We start from the raw sequence: 17,707 nt of genomic DNA, 5'->3' as shown, positions 1-17,707 counted from the left end.
ACATGGCGGACGCAATTCGTGAGAAGGGGACTGCGCGTGACGGTCAACATGACCAAGGGTCAGGCCATCAGCCTGCAGAAGAGCGACGGGGGCACTCTCACCGCGGTGCGGATGGGGCTCGGCTGGCAGGCGGCGCCGCGCCGCGGTCTGTTCGGCTCACGCACCCGGGAAATCGACCTGGACGCCTCGGCGGTGCTGTTCGCGGACAAGCAGCCGGTGGACGTGGTCTTCTTCCGCCACCTCATCAGCGACGACGGCTCGGTCAAGCACACCGGTGACAACCTGGTCGGCGGAGCGGGCTCCAACGGCGGCGACGACGAGGCGATCCTGGTCGACCTGCCGCGCGTGCCGGTCCACATAGATCAGATCGTCTTCACGGTGAACTCCTTCACCGGCCAGACGTTCCAGGAAGTGCAGAACGCTTTCTGCCGCATCATCGACGAGACCAACGGCCAGGAGCTCGCCCGCTACACGCTCGACGGCGGCGGCCAGTACACCGCGCAGATCATGGCGAAGGTGCACCGCGTGGGCGGCGGCTGGCAGATGACGGCCATCGGCACCCCGGCCAACGGCCGTACCTTCCAGGATCTGATGCCGTCGATCCTGCCGGTCCTGTAGGCAACGTCGTACGGAAGAACACGCAGCTCCCGGAGGCAGCAGGCCGCCGGGAGCTGCACCAATGACCACCACCGAGCACCGCACAGCACTGAGGGGACAGAGGCGATGACGGCCGAACTGGTCCGGGGGCAGAACCACCCCTTGCCCGACACCCACCTGGAGATAAGGGTGTCGGCAGGCCATCCGGTCGTTGCCTGCGCCACCTGCGCCGACGAGCGGGGGACCATCAGCGAGGAGCTGATCGCCCACCCGGGCGCCCCCTCGCTGCCGGGCGTCGAGGTACCCCGGAGTGCCGGCGACTCCCCCCGGTACACCATCGATCTGGACGCGGTGCCCGCGGCTGTGCACCAGGTGAATGTGGTGCTCGCGCTCCCCGAAGGCAATGGCGGTCCCGCCCACTTCGGCGCCTCCGCGGCCCCCTTCGTGGCGGTCATCGGCCAGGGCGACGCCGAACTGGCCAGCTTCACCATCACCGGCCTCGACGCCGAGACCGCCGTCGTGGCGGTTGAGCTGTACCGGCGCCAGGGCGCCTGGAAGGTACGCGCCGTCGGTCAGGGGTACGCGGGCGGGCTCGCGGAGCTGCTCGGCGACCAAGGGGTGGCCAGGGCGCGCGAGACGGCCGCGAGCATCCAGCGGACGGCAGTGCCGCGCGTCGCCCGGCCCGAGCCGGCTCAGCTGCGTACACACGGCTCGGACGGAGCGTTCCCTACGCCTTCCACGCCGGCCACGTCTTCCGCGCCGTCCGTGCCCACTTCGCCCACTTCGCCCACTTCGCCCACCTCGCCCGCTTCGCCCACCGGACCGGGAGCCGACGCGACGGTTCCCGACGGCATCCCGGCCGCCGGTCCGCAGCCCGGAACAGCCGCCGGAACACCCGGGGGTCCGGCCGGTCCCGCGCAGAGCCCCTCGTCGGGCCCCAGTGGGCCCGTCAACTACGCCCACCCGCGCCGCCGGCCCGCCGTCGCGCCTCCGTCGCCGCCCCCGGTCGCGCCGCCCGCCCGGCCCGGACAGCCCGCCACTCCCGTCGCGGGCGACGCCAGCGGCTGGTCGATGGAGGAGCGGCTGTACAACCAGGTCTGGGGCATGTTCGAGGACCTGGCCCGCTCCATCGCCGCGTACCGCAGCGCGGTCGAATTCGCCGAGTCCCGGATGGAGAAGGAGCTCGACAAGGTCCTGTCCGATCCGCGCAGCCGCATCGGCGGCACGGGCAACGCCGCCCGCGAAGCGGCCCGCGCCAAGTACGAGCAGCTGACGGAACAGGCCCGCCAAGTACTCGACCGCGATGTGGCCCAGCTGGTCGCCGAGAGCGCCGTCGTCGAGCCCGCCCTCCCGCCCGCCTTCGCCCGCTGGGACAACCCCGCCTGGCACGCGTACCGCGTGCCCATGGAGATCCCGATGGCGCTGCGCCTCGGCGATCTCCACCTCCCCGAGAGCCCGGAGGTGCGGATCCCGTTCCTGGTGCGGCTGCCGCTGGAGCGCGGACTGTGGGTGGACAGCGGACGCTCCCATTCCGAGGCGGCGATGCTGCTGGACGAGGCGCAGCTGCGCACACTCGCCCTGGACGCCGCGGTGGCGCACGCCGCCCGGCTGCTCGCGGTCTATCCGCCGGGCGAGTTCACGGTCCATGTCATCGATCCCGCGGGCACGGCGGCCCGCTCGCTCGCCCCGCTGGTCGACTCCGGGGCGCTGGACGGCCCTCCGGCAGCCGGTGCCCAGGGCGTGAGCGCCGTCCTGGCCAAACTGACTCAGCGCGTGGACCTGGTGACGATGGCGGTGCGCGGCGGCGCGGCCGACTCGCTCCCGCCCGACCTGGACACGGCCGAGCAGCTGCTGATCGTCAATGACTTCCCGCACGGCTTCGACGACCGCGCGGTCACTCAGCTGCGCTACCTCGCCGACGAGGGCCCGGCGGTCGGCGTCCACCTCATGATGGTCGCGGACCGTGAGGACGCGAGCGCGTACGGGCCGGTGCTCGACCCGCTCTGGCGCTCCCTGCTGCGCATCACGCCGGTGGCCGACGACCACCTCGCCGATCCGTGGGTCGGTCACGCCTGGACGTACGAACCGCTCCGGGTGCCCCCGGGCAGCGGCGTGCTCCGGCAGGTACTCGATCAGGTGACCGTCGCCCGTCGCACCTGGCGCCGCTGACCTGCGCACTTGAGGAGTGCTTTACCAACCCCTTTACCTTCCATGGGTCTTTCGTGTACTGTTCTTGGTGCGGAGGGGAGTACTCCCGACTGCGGCGTTCCCGTCAATACGGACCGATATCGGTCCCGGGGCGTCGGCCCGTGGTGCGGCGGAAGCGGCCCGGGTGGAAGAGACCTCCGGCAGCGACGACGCTGATCAAGTAGCCGTACGACGCCGGAGGCGCAGTGGACGTTTCATGGACCCTGTGGGCGCTGACCATTTTTGGCCTCAGCGCTCTGATCGCAATCGACTTCTTCATCGGGCGCAAGCCGCATGACGTGTCGATCAAGGAAGCCGGAATCTGGACCGTCGTCTGGATCGTGCTGGCCGTACTCTTCGGCCTCGGCCTGCTGATAGCGGGCAACAGCCAGGCGTCGGGCGAGTTCTTCGCGGGCTTCATCACCGAGAAGTCGCTCAGCGTCGACAACCTCTTCGTCTTCGTCCTCATCATGGCGAAGTTCTCGGTGCCCTCCCACCTTCAGCAGCGGGTGCTGCTGATCGGTGTGCTGATCGCCCTTGTGCTGCGCGCGATATTCATCGCCGCCGGCGCCGCGGTCATCGCCAACTTCTCCTGGGTCTTCTACATCTTCGGCGCGTTCCTCATCTACACCGCCTGGAAGCTCATCCAGGAGGCGCGCTCCGGCGACGAAGAGGAGGAGTTCGAGGAGAACCGACTCCTCAAGTCCATCGAGAGCCGCTTCGGCGTCGCCGACAGGTACCACGGCACGAAGCTCTTCATCCGGAACAACGGCAAGCGCGTGCTGACCCCGCTGATGGTCGTCATGCTCGCCATCGGCACCACCGATGTGCTTTTCGCGCTGGACTCCATACCCGCGATCTTCGGCCTGACCCAGGACCCGTACATCGTCTTCACCGCCAACGCCTTCGCCCTGATGGGGCTGCGCCAGCTGTACTTCCTCATCGGCGGACTGCTCAGGAAGCTGGTCCACCTCAGCTACGGCCTGTCGGTGATTCTCGGCTTCATCGGCGTCAAGCTGGTGCTGCACGCCCTGCACGAGAACGGGGTGCATGTCCCCGAGATATCGATCCCGTTCTCGCTGAGCGTCATCTGTGGCGTGCTCGTCATCACCACGATCACCAGCCTGATCGCCTCCAAGCGGCAGGCCCAGCGCGAAGCGGCCGAGGAGGCCGAGAAGGACGCCGTCGAGGTCTGACGGCAGCGGCCTTCCGGGGCGTACGGGCGCGGGGAATGCCCGCGCCCGTACGCCCGTACCCCGGGGCTCAGTAGGTGACGGTGATCCGGCGGTTCGGACCGTCGACACGGACCAGTCCGCCGTAAGGGATGACCAGCTGAGGGTCGGTGTGGCCGAAGTCGACGTCGAAGACGGCCATCGTCTCCGGTGCGTATTCCGTCAGCCCGCGCTGGACCGCCGCGCGCTGCTCGGTGGCGTAGCGCGCCGCCGCAGTTCGGTCGTTGGGCTGCTCGAAGGACCAGGTCTTGGGGCGGCCCATCAGTAGCGCCGGGAAGCGCCGCAGCAGCCCGCGCTCACCCATGTTCCGCAGAATCCGGAATACCTCGGTGGCGCGCGGCAGCTCCTCGGAAGTCTCCAGGAACAGCACACACCCGTCGTATGCGGAGAGGTCGGCCCGGATCTCACGGTCAGCCATCAGCAGCCCGGACAGCACCTCCAGGTTGCCGCCCCAACTGCGGCCTTCCACAACCGTTCCCGAGCTCTTTACGAGGGGTGCCACCGGCTCGCTCCCCCCGGGCCCGTACCAGCTCCAGCCGCCGCCCGGCCGGGTCTCCGGCTCCGCCGTGAACGTCGCAGGGTCGGCCCAGTCGCGGTCCACATCGCGGAACCGCTCGGCGGGCCGCAGCTCGTAGGACCCCGGGGTGAACAGCGCGGCCCGCAGCGAGTCGGCGGTCAGTGGGTTCATTGCCCCAGGCCGCCCCAGTTCGCCCATCACGGTCGCGCCGTGGAAGCCGACGATGCCGGTGTTCCACAGCCAGGCCAGCAGATTGGTGTTGTCGCTGTAGCCGAAGAAAGGCTTCGGGTTGGCCCGGATCAGTTCCCGGTCCAGCAGCGGCAGTACGGTGATCTCGTCGTCGCCGCCGATGCTCGCGATCACGGCCTTCACGGACGGGTCCCCGAAGGCGGCATGGATGTCATCGGCCCGCTCCCGCGCGCTCGCCCCCGGCTTCCGCGTCGCCGGGTACTCGACGGGCACCAGCCCGAAGTCCCGCTCCAGCCGCTGGAGCCCCAGTTCGTACGGAAGCGGGAGCAGCCCCGGCAACCCACTGGACGGCGAGATCACACCAATCCGGTCACCGGGGCGGGGCTTGGGCGGGTACACGGGCGTCTCCATGCGCCCGGAGACTACGGCGAGCCCCCGGGGCGCCGCCGGGAATTTCCGGCCCGCGCCTCGGGCGGAGTCACTGCCCCGCCGCGCCCGTGGCTACCAGCCGCGCTCGCGCCACTCCGGCAGATGCGGCCGCTCGGCGCCCAGCGTTGTGTCCTTGCCATGGCCCGGGTAGACCCACGTCTCGTCCGGGAGGGCGCCGAAGAGCTTGGTCTCCACGTCGCTGATCAGGCTCGCGAATGCCGCAGGGTCCTTCCGGGTGTTGCCCACCCCGCCAGGGAAGAGGCAGTCCCCGGTGAAGACGTGCGGGGGCCCGTGCGGGTCGTCGTAGATGAGAGCGATCGAGCCCGGCGTATGGCCCACGAGACGGCGCGCGGTCAGCTCGACGCGGCCGACCCGGATCGTGTCCCCGTCGTCGACCGGCGCATCCGTGGGGACCGGGATGCCCTCGGCGTCGTAGCGGCCGGCGTAGGTGCGGGCGCCGGTCGCCTCGACGACCTCGGCCAGCGCCTGCCAGTGGTCGCCGTGGCGGTGCGTGGTGACGACGGACGCGATGGAGTCGTCGCCGATCAGATGGAGCAGGGTCTCGGGCTCGTTGGCCGCGTCGATCAGCAGCTGCTCACCGGTGGCCCGGCAGCGCAGCAGATAGCTGTTGTTGTCCATCGGGCCGACCGCGACCTTGGAGATCATCAGGTCCGTCAGCTCATGCACATCGGCCGGGCCGCCGACCTTCACCACACCGCTGTAGGTCATGGGGTCAGCCTATAGCGGAGGCAGCGCCGGCAGCGGGGCTCCGGCGGTCTCCAGAGCCGTGCCCTCGCGCCGCCCGGAGAGCCAGCCCAGCAGCGCCGGGGCGGGTCCTGAGACCGTGACCGGGTCGCCTTCCGTACCGCCGGTGCGCCACTCCCCGGAGACGTCCCCGGAGACGTCCCCGGCGGCCTCGCCGGTCGCGACGAGCCGGGTCGGCGGGACGTTCGCGTTGCCCGTGAAGCGCTCCGCGAGCATGGCGATCTCCCGCCCCGTGAACTCCTCCGGCAGATCCTCCAGCTCGTAGCCGAGCCCCAGATCCACATGGTGCAGCTCCACCTCGGCGAGGCGGCGGAACGGGATGCGGGCCGCGGCGTCCCGCACGCCGTTGCGCAGCTCGACGGTGCGGTTCCAGTCGGCGAAGGCGGCGCCCGCGGCCTGGAGACGGGCGGCGCTGTCGCGTACGTCGGCGAGCTGGACGGCCAGCGGACGCGATGCGTCCCGTTCGATGTCGGCGTCGCGCGCCTCGGCGCTCGCATACATCGGGCGGCCTTCGAGAACATTTACGAGCGCGTCGGCGTTACGGGAGATATGAGCCAATACATGACGTCGGCTCCAGCCGGGCAGCAGCGACGGCTCGGCGGCGCGGGAATCCTCCATGGAGGCCGCAGCGGCGAGGAGCCGGTCGGTGGCTTTGCGTACAGAGTCCAGGTCGCGCAGGGGATCGATCATGGTGCCGACGATAGTCGCGCCACACGATCGGGTGAAGCTGTCTCGGTGTGGCCGTAATTCGAATGTGCGTGCTATAGGCTCGTCGGAAGCATCCGGCATCCTTGGTTGGCAGCAGCCGATTCAAAGCCGGGATCCGAATCCGACGGCCCCCCTAGTCTGGGCGGGGGCTGTGCTCCCGCTTCTCTCAAGACTTCTCTCCAGAAATCTCTCAAGAAAGGTGCGGACCGGCGTGGCCGACCGTCTCATCGTTCGTGGCGCTCGCGAGCACAATCTCAAGAACGTCTCGCTCGACCTCCCGCGTGACTCCCTCATCGTCTTCACCGGGCTCTCGGGGTCGGGCAAGTCGTCCCTCGCGTTCGACACGATCTTCGCCGAGGGGCAGCGCCGGTACGTCGAGTCGCTCTCCTCCTACGCCCGGCAGTTCCTGGGCCAGATGGACAAGCCGGACGTCGACTTCATCGAAGGCCTCTCCCCGGCCGTCTCCATCGACCAGAAGTCGACCTCGCGCAACCCGCGCTCGACGGTCGGCACCATCACCGAGGTCTACGACTATCTGCGGCTGCTCTTCGCCCGTATCGGCAAGCCGCACTGCCCCGAGTGCGGCAGGCCCATCGCGCGCCAGTCGCCGCAGGCCATCGTGGACCGGGTGCTGGAGCTGCCCGAGGGCAGCCGCTTCCAGGTGCTCTCGCCGCTCGTGCGCGAGCGCAAGGGCGAGTTCGTCGATCTCTTCGCAGATCTGCAGACCAAGGGATACAGCAGGGCGCGGGTGGACGGGCAGACCATTCAGCTCGCCGAGCCGCCCACCCTGAAGAAGCAGGAGAAGCACACCATCGAGGTGGTCATCGACCGCCTCACCGTCAAGGACAGCGCCAAGCGGCGGCTGACCGACTCGGTCGAGACCGCGCTCGGCCTCTCCGGCGGCATGGTCGTGCTCGACTTCGTGGACCTCCCCGAGGACGACCCCGAGCGCGAGCGGATGTTCTCCGAGCACCTCTACTGCGCGTACGACGACCTCTCTTTCGAGGAGCTGGAGCCCCGCTCCTTCTCCTTCAACTCCCCCTTCGGCGCCTGCCCCGACTGCACGGGCATCGGCACCCGCATGGAGGTGGACCCCGAGCTGATCGTCCCGGACGTGGAGAAGTCCCTCGACGAGGGCGCGATCCACCCCTGGTCGCACGGCCACACCAAGGAGTACTTCGGACGGATGATCGGCGGCCTCGCGCAGGCCCTCGGCTTCTCCACCGACATGCCCTGGGCCGGGCTGCCGCAGCGCGCCAAGAAGGCCCTGCTCTACGGGCACAAGACCCAGGTCGAGGTCCGCTACCGCAACAGATACGGCAGGGAGCGCGCGTACACCACCCCCGCCTTCGAGGGTGCTGTCCAGTTCGTCAAGCGGCGGCACACCGAGGCCGAGAGCGACTCCAGCAGGGAGCGCTTCGAGGGTTATATGCGCCAGGTGGACTGCCCGACCTGCGAAGGCACCCGGCTGAAACCGATCGTCCTCGCGGTCACGGTGATGGAGAAGTCCATCGCCGCGGTCGCCGCGATGTCGATCAGCGAATGCGCGGACTTCCTGGGCCGGCTCAAGCTGAACACCCGCGACAAGAAGATCGCGGAGCGAGTGCTCAAGGAGGTCAACGAACGGCTGAAGTTCCTGGTCGACGTGGGCCTCGACTACCTCTCGCTGAACCGCGCGGCAGGCACGCTCTCCGGCGGCGAGGCCCAGCGCATCCGGCTCGCCACCCAGATCGGCTCCGGCCTGGTCGGCGTGTTGTACGTACTGGACGAGCCGTCCATCGGCCTGCACCAGCGCGACAACCACCGCCTCATCGAGACCCTCGTCCGGCTGCGTGACATGGGCAACACGCTCATCGTCGTGGAGCACGACGAGGACACCATCAAGGTCGCCGACTGGGTGGTCGACATCGGCCCCGGCGCGGGCGAGCACGGCGGCAGGGTGGTGCACTCCGGTGCGCTGAAGGACCTGCTGACCAACAAGGAGTCGATCACCGGGCAGTACCTGTCGGGGAAGCGGTCCATCCCGACGCCCGAGATCCGCAGGCCCACCGACCCGGCACGGCAGCTCACCGTCCACGGCGCGCGCGAGAACAACCTGCGCGACATCGATGTGTCCTTCCCGCTGGGCGTGCTGTCGGCGGTCACCGGCGTCTCGGGCTCCGGCAAGTCGACGCTGGTCAACGACATCCTCTACACCCACCTCGCGCGCGAACTGAACGGCGCGAAGTCGGTGCCCGGCCGCCACACCCGGGTCGCGGGCGACGACCTGGTCGACAAGGTGGTGCACGTCGACCAGTCGCCCATCGGCCGTACGCCCCGGTCCAACCCGGCCACGTACACCGGCGTCTTCGACCATGTGCGCAAGCTCTTCGCGGAGACGATGGAGGCCAAGGTCCGGGGCTACCTCCCCGGCCGGTTCTCCTTCAACGTCAAGGGCGGCCGCTGCGAGAACTGCTCCGGCGACGGCACCATCAAGATCGAGATGAACTTCCTGCCGGACGTGTACGTCCCGTGCGAGGTCTGCCACGGAGCGCGCTACAACCGCGAGACCCTGGACGTCCACTACAAGGGCAAGTCCATCGCCGAAGTGCTGGACATGCCGATCGAGGAGGCGCTGGGCTTCTTCGAAGCCGTTCCCACGATCTCGCGCCATCTGAAGACGCTGAACGAGGTCGGCCTCGGGTATGTCCGCCTCGGCCAGTCCGCGCCGACGCTCTCGGGCGGCGAGGCGCAGCGGGTGAAGCTGGCCTCGGAGCTCCAGAAGCGTTCCACCGGCCGCACGGTCTACGTCCTGGACGAGCCGACGACCGGTCTGCACTTCGAGGACATCAGCAAGCTGATCACCGTGCTGTCGGGCCTGGTCGACAAGGGCAACACCGTCATCGTCATCGAGCACAACCTCGATGTGATCAAGGTCGCCGACTGGGTGGTCGACATGGGCCCGGAGGGGGGCAACGGCGGTGGCCTGGTCATAGCCGAAGGCACCCCGGAGCAGGTCGCGGGGGTCCCGACCAGCCACACCGGCAAGTTCCTGCGGGACATCCTGGACGCGGACCGGATCAGCGACGCGGTGGTGCCGCCGGCGCGCAAGGCCGCGAAGAAGGTGGCGGTCAGGAAGACGGCGGCGGCGGACGGGGTGCCGGTGAGGAAGGCGGCGACGACGCGGATCGCCAGGGCCCGCAAGGCCTGAGGTCGGGGGCGCTGCCCCCGAACCCGCGCGCCTCAATCGCCGGCGGGGCTCTTTAGAGCCCGTCCGGCGATTGAGGCGCGCGGCCCGAAGGGCGGTACGCGGTCGGGGCGGAGCCCCAGTTACGGGAAAGGGCGGGGTGGGGGCAAGCCCGCCGCAGGCGCACCCCGCACCGCAGGCGCACCCCGCTCCGCCGGTATCGTCGGGGTTGTCACGGGCGCCCCGTCCGACCGACCGCCCTGACCCGTGGAGTCTTCATGTCCGGCCAGCCCGCCGCCCGCCGCACCGTGCTGAAAGGCGCCGCCCTCGCCGGTGTCGCCGGGCTGGGAGTGGCCGCCTGCTCCACCGAATCGAAGCTCGGTCATGCCCAGACGCCCACCCCGACCGCGCCCGTGGACCTCGGCGCGGCCGACGCCGTACCGGTCGGCGGTGCCAGGCTCTACCGCGAGGAGCGCCTCGTCGTCAGCTGCCCGGCAAAGGGCCAGTACAAGGCATTCAGCGCCCAGTGCACCCACGCCGGCTGTGTCCTCGACAAGGTCGACGGCACCGAGGCCAACTGCCCCTGCCACGGCAGCCGCTTCGATGTGACGACCGGCAAGGCGCTTCAGGGCCCGGCGACCGTGCCGCTCCCCGAGGTCCCGATCAAGGCGGAGGGCGGCAAGCTCATCGCGGGCCCCGACGCGCAGCAATAGCCGCGCCCGCCTCCCTCAGGACCCGCCCGGCAATCAGCTGGCGATCAGCTGGTGATCAGCCCCAGTCCCAGTTGATCCCGAGGATCCCCGTCCGTACGCCCTGCTCCACCAGGTGCACCGTACGGTGCGGGCCGCTCAGCGGCAGGTCCGTCCGGGCGCCCCGCGGCGCGCCCGTCGCCGCCTGCGCGAACCGCCGGCAACGCACCGGCAGCGCGGCCGGGTCGAAGCGCACCTGCAGGACGTACTGCCCGCCCGCGCAGCTGAAAGCCCGCACATACTCCCCGCTCGGCGGCCCGCCGGTCCCGTCCTCGAAGCCGTAGCCGAAGAGGTACGTCTCGCCCGCCCGCAGCCGGGCGTCGAACAGCAGCTCCGCGACGAGCACCCCGCTCTCCCGGTGCCACCGCACCCGCCCGATACGGCAATTCTCCAGAGCGCTCACCGTCACTTCCGCCGGGTCGCGGCCCGGCGCGCCGCGGTGGACGGCCAGATAGCGGTCGACGCCGTCGCGGTGGGCGCGTACGACGTGGTGCGAGTCTCGCCCGAGCACCTCGCGCCCCGCCCCGATCCGTACGCGCTCGTGGTGACCCACCGTGTGCAGTGCGCCGTCCGCGGGCGCTCCCAGGTCGGCGAGCAGCCGCTCCAGCACGCCGGAGCCCTCCACCAGGGAGCGGTACGAGCGCGCGGCCAGGGCCTCGCTGTCTCCGTGCTCGCCGCCATCGCCGCCATCGTCGCCCTCACCGGGTCCGAGCAGCCGGATCAGGGAGTTCCCGGGCAGCCCGAGCACGTCCTCCAGGGCGCGTACGGCGCGCAGCGACTCGGGACGCTGCGGGCGGCGTGCGCCCTGCTGCCAGTAACTGAGGCTGGTCACCCCGACCTTGATGCCGCGGTGGGCGAGATGGTGCTGCACGCGCTGGAGCGGCAGCCCGCGTACCGCGAGCGCGGCGCGCAGCGCCAGATGGAACGGGCCGGTGTGCAGCATCTGCGACAGCTCTTCGGCCTCAGCGTGCCCCATGGGTCCTCCAGCGGCTCTGGGGCCGCACCGTTCACAGTGCCGTGTCGGTCACTGCGCCATGTCAGCGCCATGTCACCCCGCATTGAAGCGTGTCGACCTGCGCTCGACAAGGCCGATGAAGGCCGATGCTGGACAGCGGCGTCAACGCGGGCCACGACGAGCACTACCTCACGAGGGGCCGTGGACACTCGTATGTGATCTACGGTTACGACATGAGCGCGATGAGCGCGACGAGCGCGACCAAGAGGACCACGCGAGCCTCTGCCACCGCTGTCCTCGCGGCCTGTCTCTCCCTCGGCGCCCCCGGCACGGCCACCGCGGCCGGGACCGGCCCCGGAGCCCGTGGTGGTCCCTCCGCGGCAGACCTGGCGGAGGCCCACCGCGCCGCCACCGCTCCCGCCGCCCTGGAGAGCCTGTCCCAGTTCTTCGCCCGCCCGCCAGCCGCAGCCGACCCCCGCGTCGAGGACGTAGGCGTGGACGCGGAGGTGGAGGTGGAGGTGGAGGTGGAGGTGAACCTCCCCGTCTACACCCTCGCTCCTGAGTTCGTGGCCGGGAAGCCGGGTGCGCCCGTCGCCCGGCTGGAGTACCTGGCCGGGCAGGCGGTGTCGTCCGACGGCCGCTCCGCCTCCGTCTGGACGGCCCGCCGGGGCGCGGACTGGCAGGTGGTCGGCATCGCCGCCGGTGACGACGAGATCCGCTACGTACGCCAGGGCGCCCGCAAGCTGCCCGGCGGCAGGGTCTTCCACGAACCGCAGATCGACGCCTGGTACGTCAGCAAGGGCGAGCGGGTTCTTCCGCTCGACGACGACGCCCGACGGGCCGTGGGCAGCCGTGGCACCACACTCGCCGCCTACCAGCGCCGCGTCCGGACCGCCTACGCGTACGGCGGCCCCGCCGCGGGCCCCGCCTACCGGGGGAGCGCGGTCACCCTCGCATCGGCGGCCTCCGGAGCGGGCGCCCTCGCGGCCCTCGCCCTGTGCGGTATGACGGCCCTCCGGATGCGCCGCCGCACCTGAGGACGCGGGCGCCTTGCTCCCAGCACTGAGCCGACCGCACTGTCACTGTCCGCCAGTAGGGTGGACGGCATGGCAGACCCCTCCAGCTACCGCCCCAGGCCGGGACAGATCCCCGACTCACCGGGGGTCTACAAATTCCGCGACGAGCACCGCCGGGTGATCTACGTCGGGAAGGCCAAAAGCCTGCGCCAGCGCCTCGCCAGCTACTTCCAGGACCTGGCCGGTCTGCACCCCCGCACCCGCACCATGGTCACCACGGCCGCATCCGTCGAGTGGACCGTGGTCTCCACCGAGGTCGAGGCGCTCCAGCTGGAGTACTCCTGGATCAAGGAGTACGACCCCCGGTTCAACGTCAAGTACCGGGACGACAAGAGCTATCCGTATCTCGCGGTCACCCTCAATGAGGAGTTCCCGCGCGTTCAGGTCATGCGCGGCGCCAAGAAGAAGGGCGTGCGCTACTTCGGTCCGTACGGCCACGCCTGGGCGATCCGCGAGACCGTCGATCTGATGCTCCGCGTCTTTCCCGTACGCACCTGCTCCGCCGGGGTCTTCAGGAACCACGTCCAGAAGGGCCGCCCCTGTCTGCTCGGCTATATCGACAAGTGCTCCGCGCCCTGCGTGGGCCGGGTCACCCCCGAGGAGCACCGCGAACTGGCCGAGGAGTTCTGCGACTTCATGGCCGGCCGCACCGGGACGTACATACGCCGCCTGGAGAAGCAGATGATGGCGGCGGCCGAGGACCTGGAGTACGAGAAGGCAGGCCGCCTGCGTGACGACATCGGGGCCCTGCGGCGCGCCCTGGAGAAGAACGCCGTCGTCCTCGCCGACGCCACCGACGCCGATCTCATCGCTGTCGCCGAGGACGAGCTCGAAGCCGCCGTGCAGATCTTCCACGTACGCGGCGGACGCGTCCGCGGCCAGCGCGGCTGGGTCACCGACAAGGTCGAGGCCGTCGACACCGCCGGGCTGGTCGAGCACGCCCTGCAGCAGCTGTACGGAGAGGAGCGCGGCGACGCCGTACCCAAGGAGGTCCTCGTCCCGGCACTCCCCGAGGACTCCGACACCGTCACGCAGTGGCTGAGCGACCGCCGCGGCTCGCAGGTCTCGCTGCGCATCCCGCAGCGCGGCGACAAGAAGGACCTGATGGAGACGGTGCAGCGCAACGCCGTGCAGGCGCTCGGGCTGCACAAGACGAAGCGCGCCAGCGATCTCACCACCCGCTCGCGCGCCCTGGAGGAGATCGCCGAGGCCCTCGGCCTCGACTCCGCTCCGCTGCGGATCGAATGCTTTGACGTATCGCACCTCCAGGGCGAGGACGTCGTGGCGTCCATGGTGGTCTTCGAGGACGGACTGCCGCGCAAGAGCGAGTACCGCCGCTTCCAGATCAAGGGCTTCGAGGGCCAGGACGACGTCCGGTCGATGCATGAGGTGATCGGCCGGCGCTTCAAGCGGTATCTGGCGGAGAAGGACCGAACGGGCGAGTGGATCGGTGCCGAGAGCCCCATGAGTGCCGAGGGCCAGACGCCCGAGGGCCAGACGCCCGACGGCGCCGAGACCTCCGAGGGCCCGACGACAGACGGAGCGGCGGCCCCCGGCCAGGTCCTGGAGGACGACGGCAGGCCCAAGCGTTTCGCCTACCCGCCCCAGCTCGTCGTCGTGGACGGCGGACAGCCCCAGGTGGCCGCCGCCCAGCGCGCCCTCGACGAGCTGGGCATAGACGATGTCGCCGTCTGCGGCCTCGCCAAGCGCCTCGAAGAGGTCTGGCTGCCGCACGACGACGACCCGGTGGTCCTGCCCCGCTCCAGCGAAGGGCTGTATCTCCTCCAGCGCATCCGCGACACGGCCCACGACTTCGCCATCCGCTACCAGCGCTCCAAGCGCCGCCACCGCATCCGCACCAGCCCGCTGGACACGATCCCCGGCCTCGGCGACACCCGGAAGCAGGCCCTGATCAAACATTTCGGCTCGGTCAAGCGCCTGAAGCAGGCGACAATCGAGCAGATCTGCGAGGTTCCCGGCATGGGACGCAAGACGGCGGAGTCCGTCGTCGTGGCCCTTGCCCAGGCGGCTCCGGCCGCCCCTGCCGTGAATACGGCAACAGGAGAGATCATTGAAGAGAATGACGGGGGCAGCACAGCATGACTGAGCACCATGGAGACGGAGCACCAGACGTGAGTACGGCCAGTACGGGCAGTACGGGCGCACCAACCGAGCCCGGCGCCACGACCGAGCCCGCCGGGACCGCCGATACGGCGGCGATCCCCGAGCTGGTCATCATCTCGGGAATGTCGGGGGCCGGCCGGTCCACCGCCGCGAAGTGCCTGGAGGACCTCGGCTGGTTCGTGGTCGACAACCTGCCGCCCGCGCTGATCCCCACGATGGTGGAGCTCGGCGCCCGCTCACAGGGCAATGTCGCCCGTATCGCCGTCGTGGTCGACGTGCGCGGCCGGCGTTTCTTCGACAACCTCCGCGAGTCCCTCGCCGACCTCGACGCCAAGCAGGTCACCCGGCGGATCGTGTTTCTGGAGTCCTCCGACGAGGCCCTGGTCCGCCGCTTCGAGTCGGTCCGCAGGCCGCACCCCCTCCAGGGCGACGGCCGGATCGTGGACGGCATCGCGGCCGAGCGTGATCTGCTGCGCGAGCTGCGCGGCGACGCCGACCTGGTGATCGACACCTCCAGCCTGAACGTCCACGAGCTGCGCGCCAAGATGGACGCCCAGTTCGCGGGCGACGAGGAGCCGGAGCTGCGCGCGACGGTCATGTCGTTCGGCTTCAAGTACGGACTGCCCGTCGACGCCGACCTTGTCGTGGACATGCGCTTTCTGCCGAATCCGCACTGGGTCCCGGAGCTGCGGCCCTTCACCGGCCTCAATGAAGAAGTCTCGAACTACGTCTTCAACCAGCCCGGCGCCAAGGAGTTCCTCGACCGCTACACCGAGCTGCTCCAGATGATCGCCGCGGGCTACCGCCGCGAGGGCAAGCGGTATGTGACCATCGCCGTCGGCTGCACCGGCGGCAAGCACCGCTCCGTCGCCACGTCCGAGAGGCTCGCGGCCAGCCTTTCCTCCGCCGGAATTGAGACCGTCATCGTCCACCGGGACCTGGGGCGCGAGTGACCGGACGCAATCTCCGGCTGCGGCGCCTGCGCAGAGCCACGCACGCGCTGTCGGGACTCAACCCCGGAGTCAAACGCGGCGCCCAGCCCAAGGTCGTCGCGCTGGGCGGCGGCATGGGGCTGTCCGCCTCGCTCACCGCCCTGCGCCGTATTACCGGCGATCTCACCGCGGTCGTCACCGTCGCCGACGACGGCGGCTCCAGCGGCCGGCTCCGGGAGGAGCTCGGCGTGCTGCCGCCCGGTGACCTGCGCAAGGCGCTGGCCGCGCTGTGCGGCGACGACGCCTGGGGCCAGACCTGGTCCCGCGTCATCCAGCACCGCTTCCAGTCCCAGGGCGAGCTGCACGAACACGCGGTCGGCAATCTGCTGATCGTGGCCCTGTGGGAGCAGCTCGGCGACCATGTCCAGGCGCTGGACCTGGTCGGCAAGCTGCTGGGCGCGCACGGCAGGGTGCTGCCGATGTCCGCCGTGCCGCTGGAGTTGCAGGCGCTGGTACGGGGCCATGACCCGGCCCGCCCGGACGAGGTGCAGACAGTGCGCGGCCAGGCCACGGTCGCGCTGACGCCGGGCGAGGTGCAGTCCGTGCACCTGGTGCCGCACGACCCGCCCGCGGTCCCGGAGGCCGTTGCCGCCGTGCTGGACGCCGACTGGGTGGTGCTGGGCCCGGGCTCCTGGTTCTCCTCGGTGATTCCGCATCTGCTGGTGCCCGAACTGCTGGACGCGCTGATAGTGACGAGGGCCCGCCGCGTCCTCTCACTCAACCTCGCCCCTCAGCCGGGTGAAACAGATGGCTTCTCACCGCAGCGTCATTTGGAGGTTTTGGGACGACACGCGCCTAAACTCGCCCTGGACGTGGTGCTGGCCGACGAGGCCGCAGTGCCCGACCGCGACTCCCTCGTCGACGCCGCCCAGCGGTTCGGCGCCGCGGTCGAGCTGGGCCCAGTGGCCTCGCCCGACAGGGGTCCGGTCCATGATCCGGAGCTGTTGGCCGCCGCGTACGACCGTATTTTTCGGATGCATGGAAGGATCGGCCCATGGCGATGACGGCAGCGGTGAAGGACGAAATCTCCCGGCTTCCCGTCACCCGCACCTGCTGCAGAAAGGCAGAGGTCTCGGCGATTCTTCGGTTCGCGGGCGGACTGCACCTGGTGAGCGGGCGCATTGTGATCGAAGCGGAGCTGGACACCGGCATTGCCGCGCGCCGGCTGAAGCGGGACATCCTGGAGATCTTCGGGCATACCTCCGAGCTGATGGTGATGGCGCCGGGCGGACTGCGCCGCGGCTCGCGTTACGTCGTACGGGTGGTAGGGGGCGGCGATCAGCTGGCGCGCCAGACCGGTCTGGTCGACGGCCGGGGCCGCCCCATCCGCGGGCTGCCTCCGCAGGTCGTCTCCGGGGCCACCTGTGACGCGGAGGCCGCCTGGCGCGGCGCGTTCCTGGCGCACGGCTCGCTGACCGAGCCGGGCCGCTCCTCCTCGCTGGAGGTCACCTGCCCGGGTCCGGAGGCCGCGCTCGCCCTGGTCGGCGCGGCCCGCCGGCTCTCGATCGCCGCCAAGGCGCGCGAGGTGCGCGGCGTGGACCGTGTCGTCGTACGCGACGGGGACGCGATCGGCGCGCTGCTGACCCGCCTCGGGGCGCACGAATCCGTACTGGCGTGGGAGGAGCGGCGGATGCGGCGCGAGGTGCGCGCCACCGCCAACCGCCTCGCCAACTTCGACGACGCCAACCTCCGACGCTCGGCCCGTGCCGCGGTCGCCGCGGGCGCCCGGGTGCAGCGCGCGCTGGAGATCCTGGGCGAGGAGGTGCCCGAGCATCTGGCCGCCGCGGGGCGGCTGCGGATGGAGCACAAGCAGGCCTCGCTGGAGGAGCTGGGCGCGCTCGCCGAACCGCCGCTGACCAAGGACGCGGTCGCGGGCCGGATCCGCCGGCTGCTGGCGATGGCCGACAAGCGGGCGCAGGACCTCGGCATTCCCGGTACGGAGTCGAACCTCACCGAGGAGATGGCGGACGGCCTCGTCGGCTGAGCCCGCGCCCCTGTCCTTGCCGGCAGCCCTGAGCGCG

14 protein-coding genes are annotated in these 17,707 nt (G+C 70.5%); 10 read left to right on the top strand and 4 right to left on the bottom strand.

Translation table 11 applies throughout. The features are described from left to right. Positions 1–36 precede the first annotated feature (36 nt). The 3 genes from ACIHCQ_RS14635 (at position 37) to ACIHCQ_RS14625 (ending at position 3,980) form a co-directional block, all read left to right on the top strand. Positions 37–618: a TerD family protein gene (locus tag ACIHCQ_RS14635; RefSeq protein WP_399661791.1), complete on the top strand. Its 582-nt coding sequence runs from the start codon at positions 37–39 to the stop codon at positions 616–618. 105 nt (positions 619–723) lie between these two features. Next, entirely contained in the window at positions 724–2,766 is a 2,043-nt protein-coding gene (locus tag ACIHCQ_RS14630) for a TerD family protein (RefSeq protein ID WP_399661789.1), read from the top strand. A 224-nt stretch (positions 2,767–2,990) separates the two neighbouring features. Beyond that, positions 2,991–3,980 carry a TerC family protein gene (locus ACIHCQ_RS14625; RefSeq protein ID WP_399661787.1) on the top strand — a complete coding sequence of 330 codons (990 nt, stop codon included), beginning with the start codon at positions 2,991–2,993 and terminating at the stop codon, positions 3,978–3,980. A gap of 67 nt (positions 3,981–4,047) precedes the next feature. On the opposite strand, the gene ACIHCQ_RS14620 is transcribed toward ACIHCQ_RS14625, so the two are convergent. The 3 genes from ACIHCQ_RS14620 to ACIHCQ_RS14610 form a co-directional block, all read right to left on the bottom strand. After that, the gene (locus ACIHCQ_RS14620; RefSeq protein ID WP_399661786.1) at positions 4,048–5,133 is read right to left on the bottom strand and encodes a S66 peptidase family protein; all 1,086 of its coding nucleotides are present in this window, start codon (positions 5,131–5,133) and stop codon (positions 4,048–4,050) included. A gap of 90 nt (positions 5,134–5,223) precedes the next feature. Continuing rightward, the gene (locus tag ACIHCQ_RS14615) at positions 5,224–5,880 is read right to left on the bottom strand and encodes an MBL fold metallo-hydrolase (RefSeq protein WP_399661784.1); all 657 of its coding nucleotides are present in this window, start codon (positions 5,878–5,880) and stop codon (positions 5,224–5,226) included. 9 nt (positions 5,881–5,889) lie between these two features. After that, positions 5,890–6,606, bottom strand: coding sequence for a maleylpyruvate isomerase family mycothiol-dependent enzyme (locus ACIHCQ_RS14610; RefSeq protein WP_399661782.1), 717 nt, complete (start codon positions 6,604–6,606; stop codon positions 5,890–5,892). Positions 6,607–6,835: 229 nt separating this feature from the next. Between ACIHCQ_RS14610 and uvrA the strand changes: the two genes are divergently transcribed. Together uvrA and ACIHCQ_RS14600 are read left to right on the top strand one after the other, a co-directional pair. Then, the gene (uvrA, locus tag ACIHCQ_RS14605; protein ID WP_399661779.1) at positions 6,836–9,814 is read left to right on the top strand and encodes an excinuclease ABC subunit UvrA; all 2,979 of its coding nucleotides are present in this window, start codon (positions 6,836–6,838) and stop codon (positions 9,812–9,814) included. Positions 9,815–10,068: 254 nt separating this feature from the next. After that, the gene (locus ACIHCQ_RS14600; RefSeq protein ID WP_399661777.1) at positions 10,069–10,503 is read left to right on the top strand and encodes a Rieske (2Fe-2S) protein; all 435 of its coding nucleotides are present in this window, start codon (positions 10,069–10,071) and stop codon (positions 10,501–10,503) included. Positions 10,504–10,558: 55 nt separating this feature from the next. Here the strand turns inward: ACIHCQ_RS14600 and ACIHCQ_RS14595 are convergent, their stop codons facing one another. After that, positions 10,559–11,515 (bottom strand): hypothetical protein, encoded by a 957-nt coding sequence (locus ACIHCQ_RS14595; protein ID WP_399661775.1) that lies wholly within the window; start codon positions 11,513–11,515, stop codon positions 10,559–10,561. 221 nt (positions 11,516–11,736) lie between these two features. On the opposite strand from ACIHCQ_RS14595, the gene ACIHCQ_RS14590 reads away from it, so the two are divergent. The 5 genes from ACIHCQ_RS14590 (at position 11,737) to whiA (ending at position 17,670) form a co-directional block, all read left to right on the top strand. Next, positions 11,737–12,531 (top strand): hypothetical protein, encoded by a 795-nt coding sequence (locus ACIHCQ_RS14590; protein ID WP_399662034.1) that lies wholly within the window; start codon positions 11,737–11,739, stop codon positions 12,529–12,531. A 69-nt stretch (positions 12,532–12,600) separates the two neighbouring features. Further along, positions 12,601–14,673, top strand: coding sequence for an excinuclease ABC subunit UvrC (gene uvrC / locus ACIHCQ_RS14585; RefSeq protein WP_399661773.1), 2,073 nt, complete (start codon positions 12,601–12,603; stop codon positions 14,671–14,673). Next, positions 14,670–15,647 carry an RNase adapter RapZ gene (rapZ, locus tag ACIHCQ_RS14580; RefSeq protein WP_399661771.1) on the top strand — a complete coding sequence of 326 codons (978 nt, stop codon included), beginning with the start codon at positions 14,670–14,672 and terminating at the stop codon, positions 15,645–15,647. The genes uvrC and rapZ overlap by 4 nt, the downstream gene beginning before the upstream one ends. Continuing rightward, the gene (yvcK, locus tag ACIHCQ_RS14575; RefSeq protein WP_399661769.1) at positions 15,644–16,690 is read left to right on the top strand and encodes a uridine diphosphate-N-acetylglucosamine-binding protein YvcK; all 1,047 of its coding nucleotides are present in this window, start codon (positions 15,644–15,646) and stop codon (positions 16,688–16,690) included. The genes rapZ and yvcK overlap by 4 nt, the downstream gene beginning before the upstream one ends. After that, entirely contained in the window at positions 16,681–17,670 is a 990-nt protein-coding gene (gene whiA / locus ACIHCQ_RS14570) for a DNA-binding protein WhiA (RefSeq protein WP_399661767.1), read from the top strand. The genes yvcK and whiA overlap by 10 nt, the downstream gene beginning before the upstream one ends. Positions 17,671–17,707: the final 37 nt, after the last annotated feature.

This window comes from Streptomyces sp. NPDC052236 (assembly GCF_044548015.1).
In the GTDB taxonomy this organism is placed as follows: domain Bacteria; phylum Actinomycetota; class Actinomycetes; order Streptomycetales; family Streptomycetaceae; genus Streptomyces.
The sequence above is the reverse complement of the archived record's forward strand: the minus strand, read 5'-3'. Positions and strand labels throughout refer to the sequence as shown.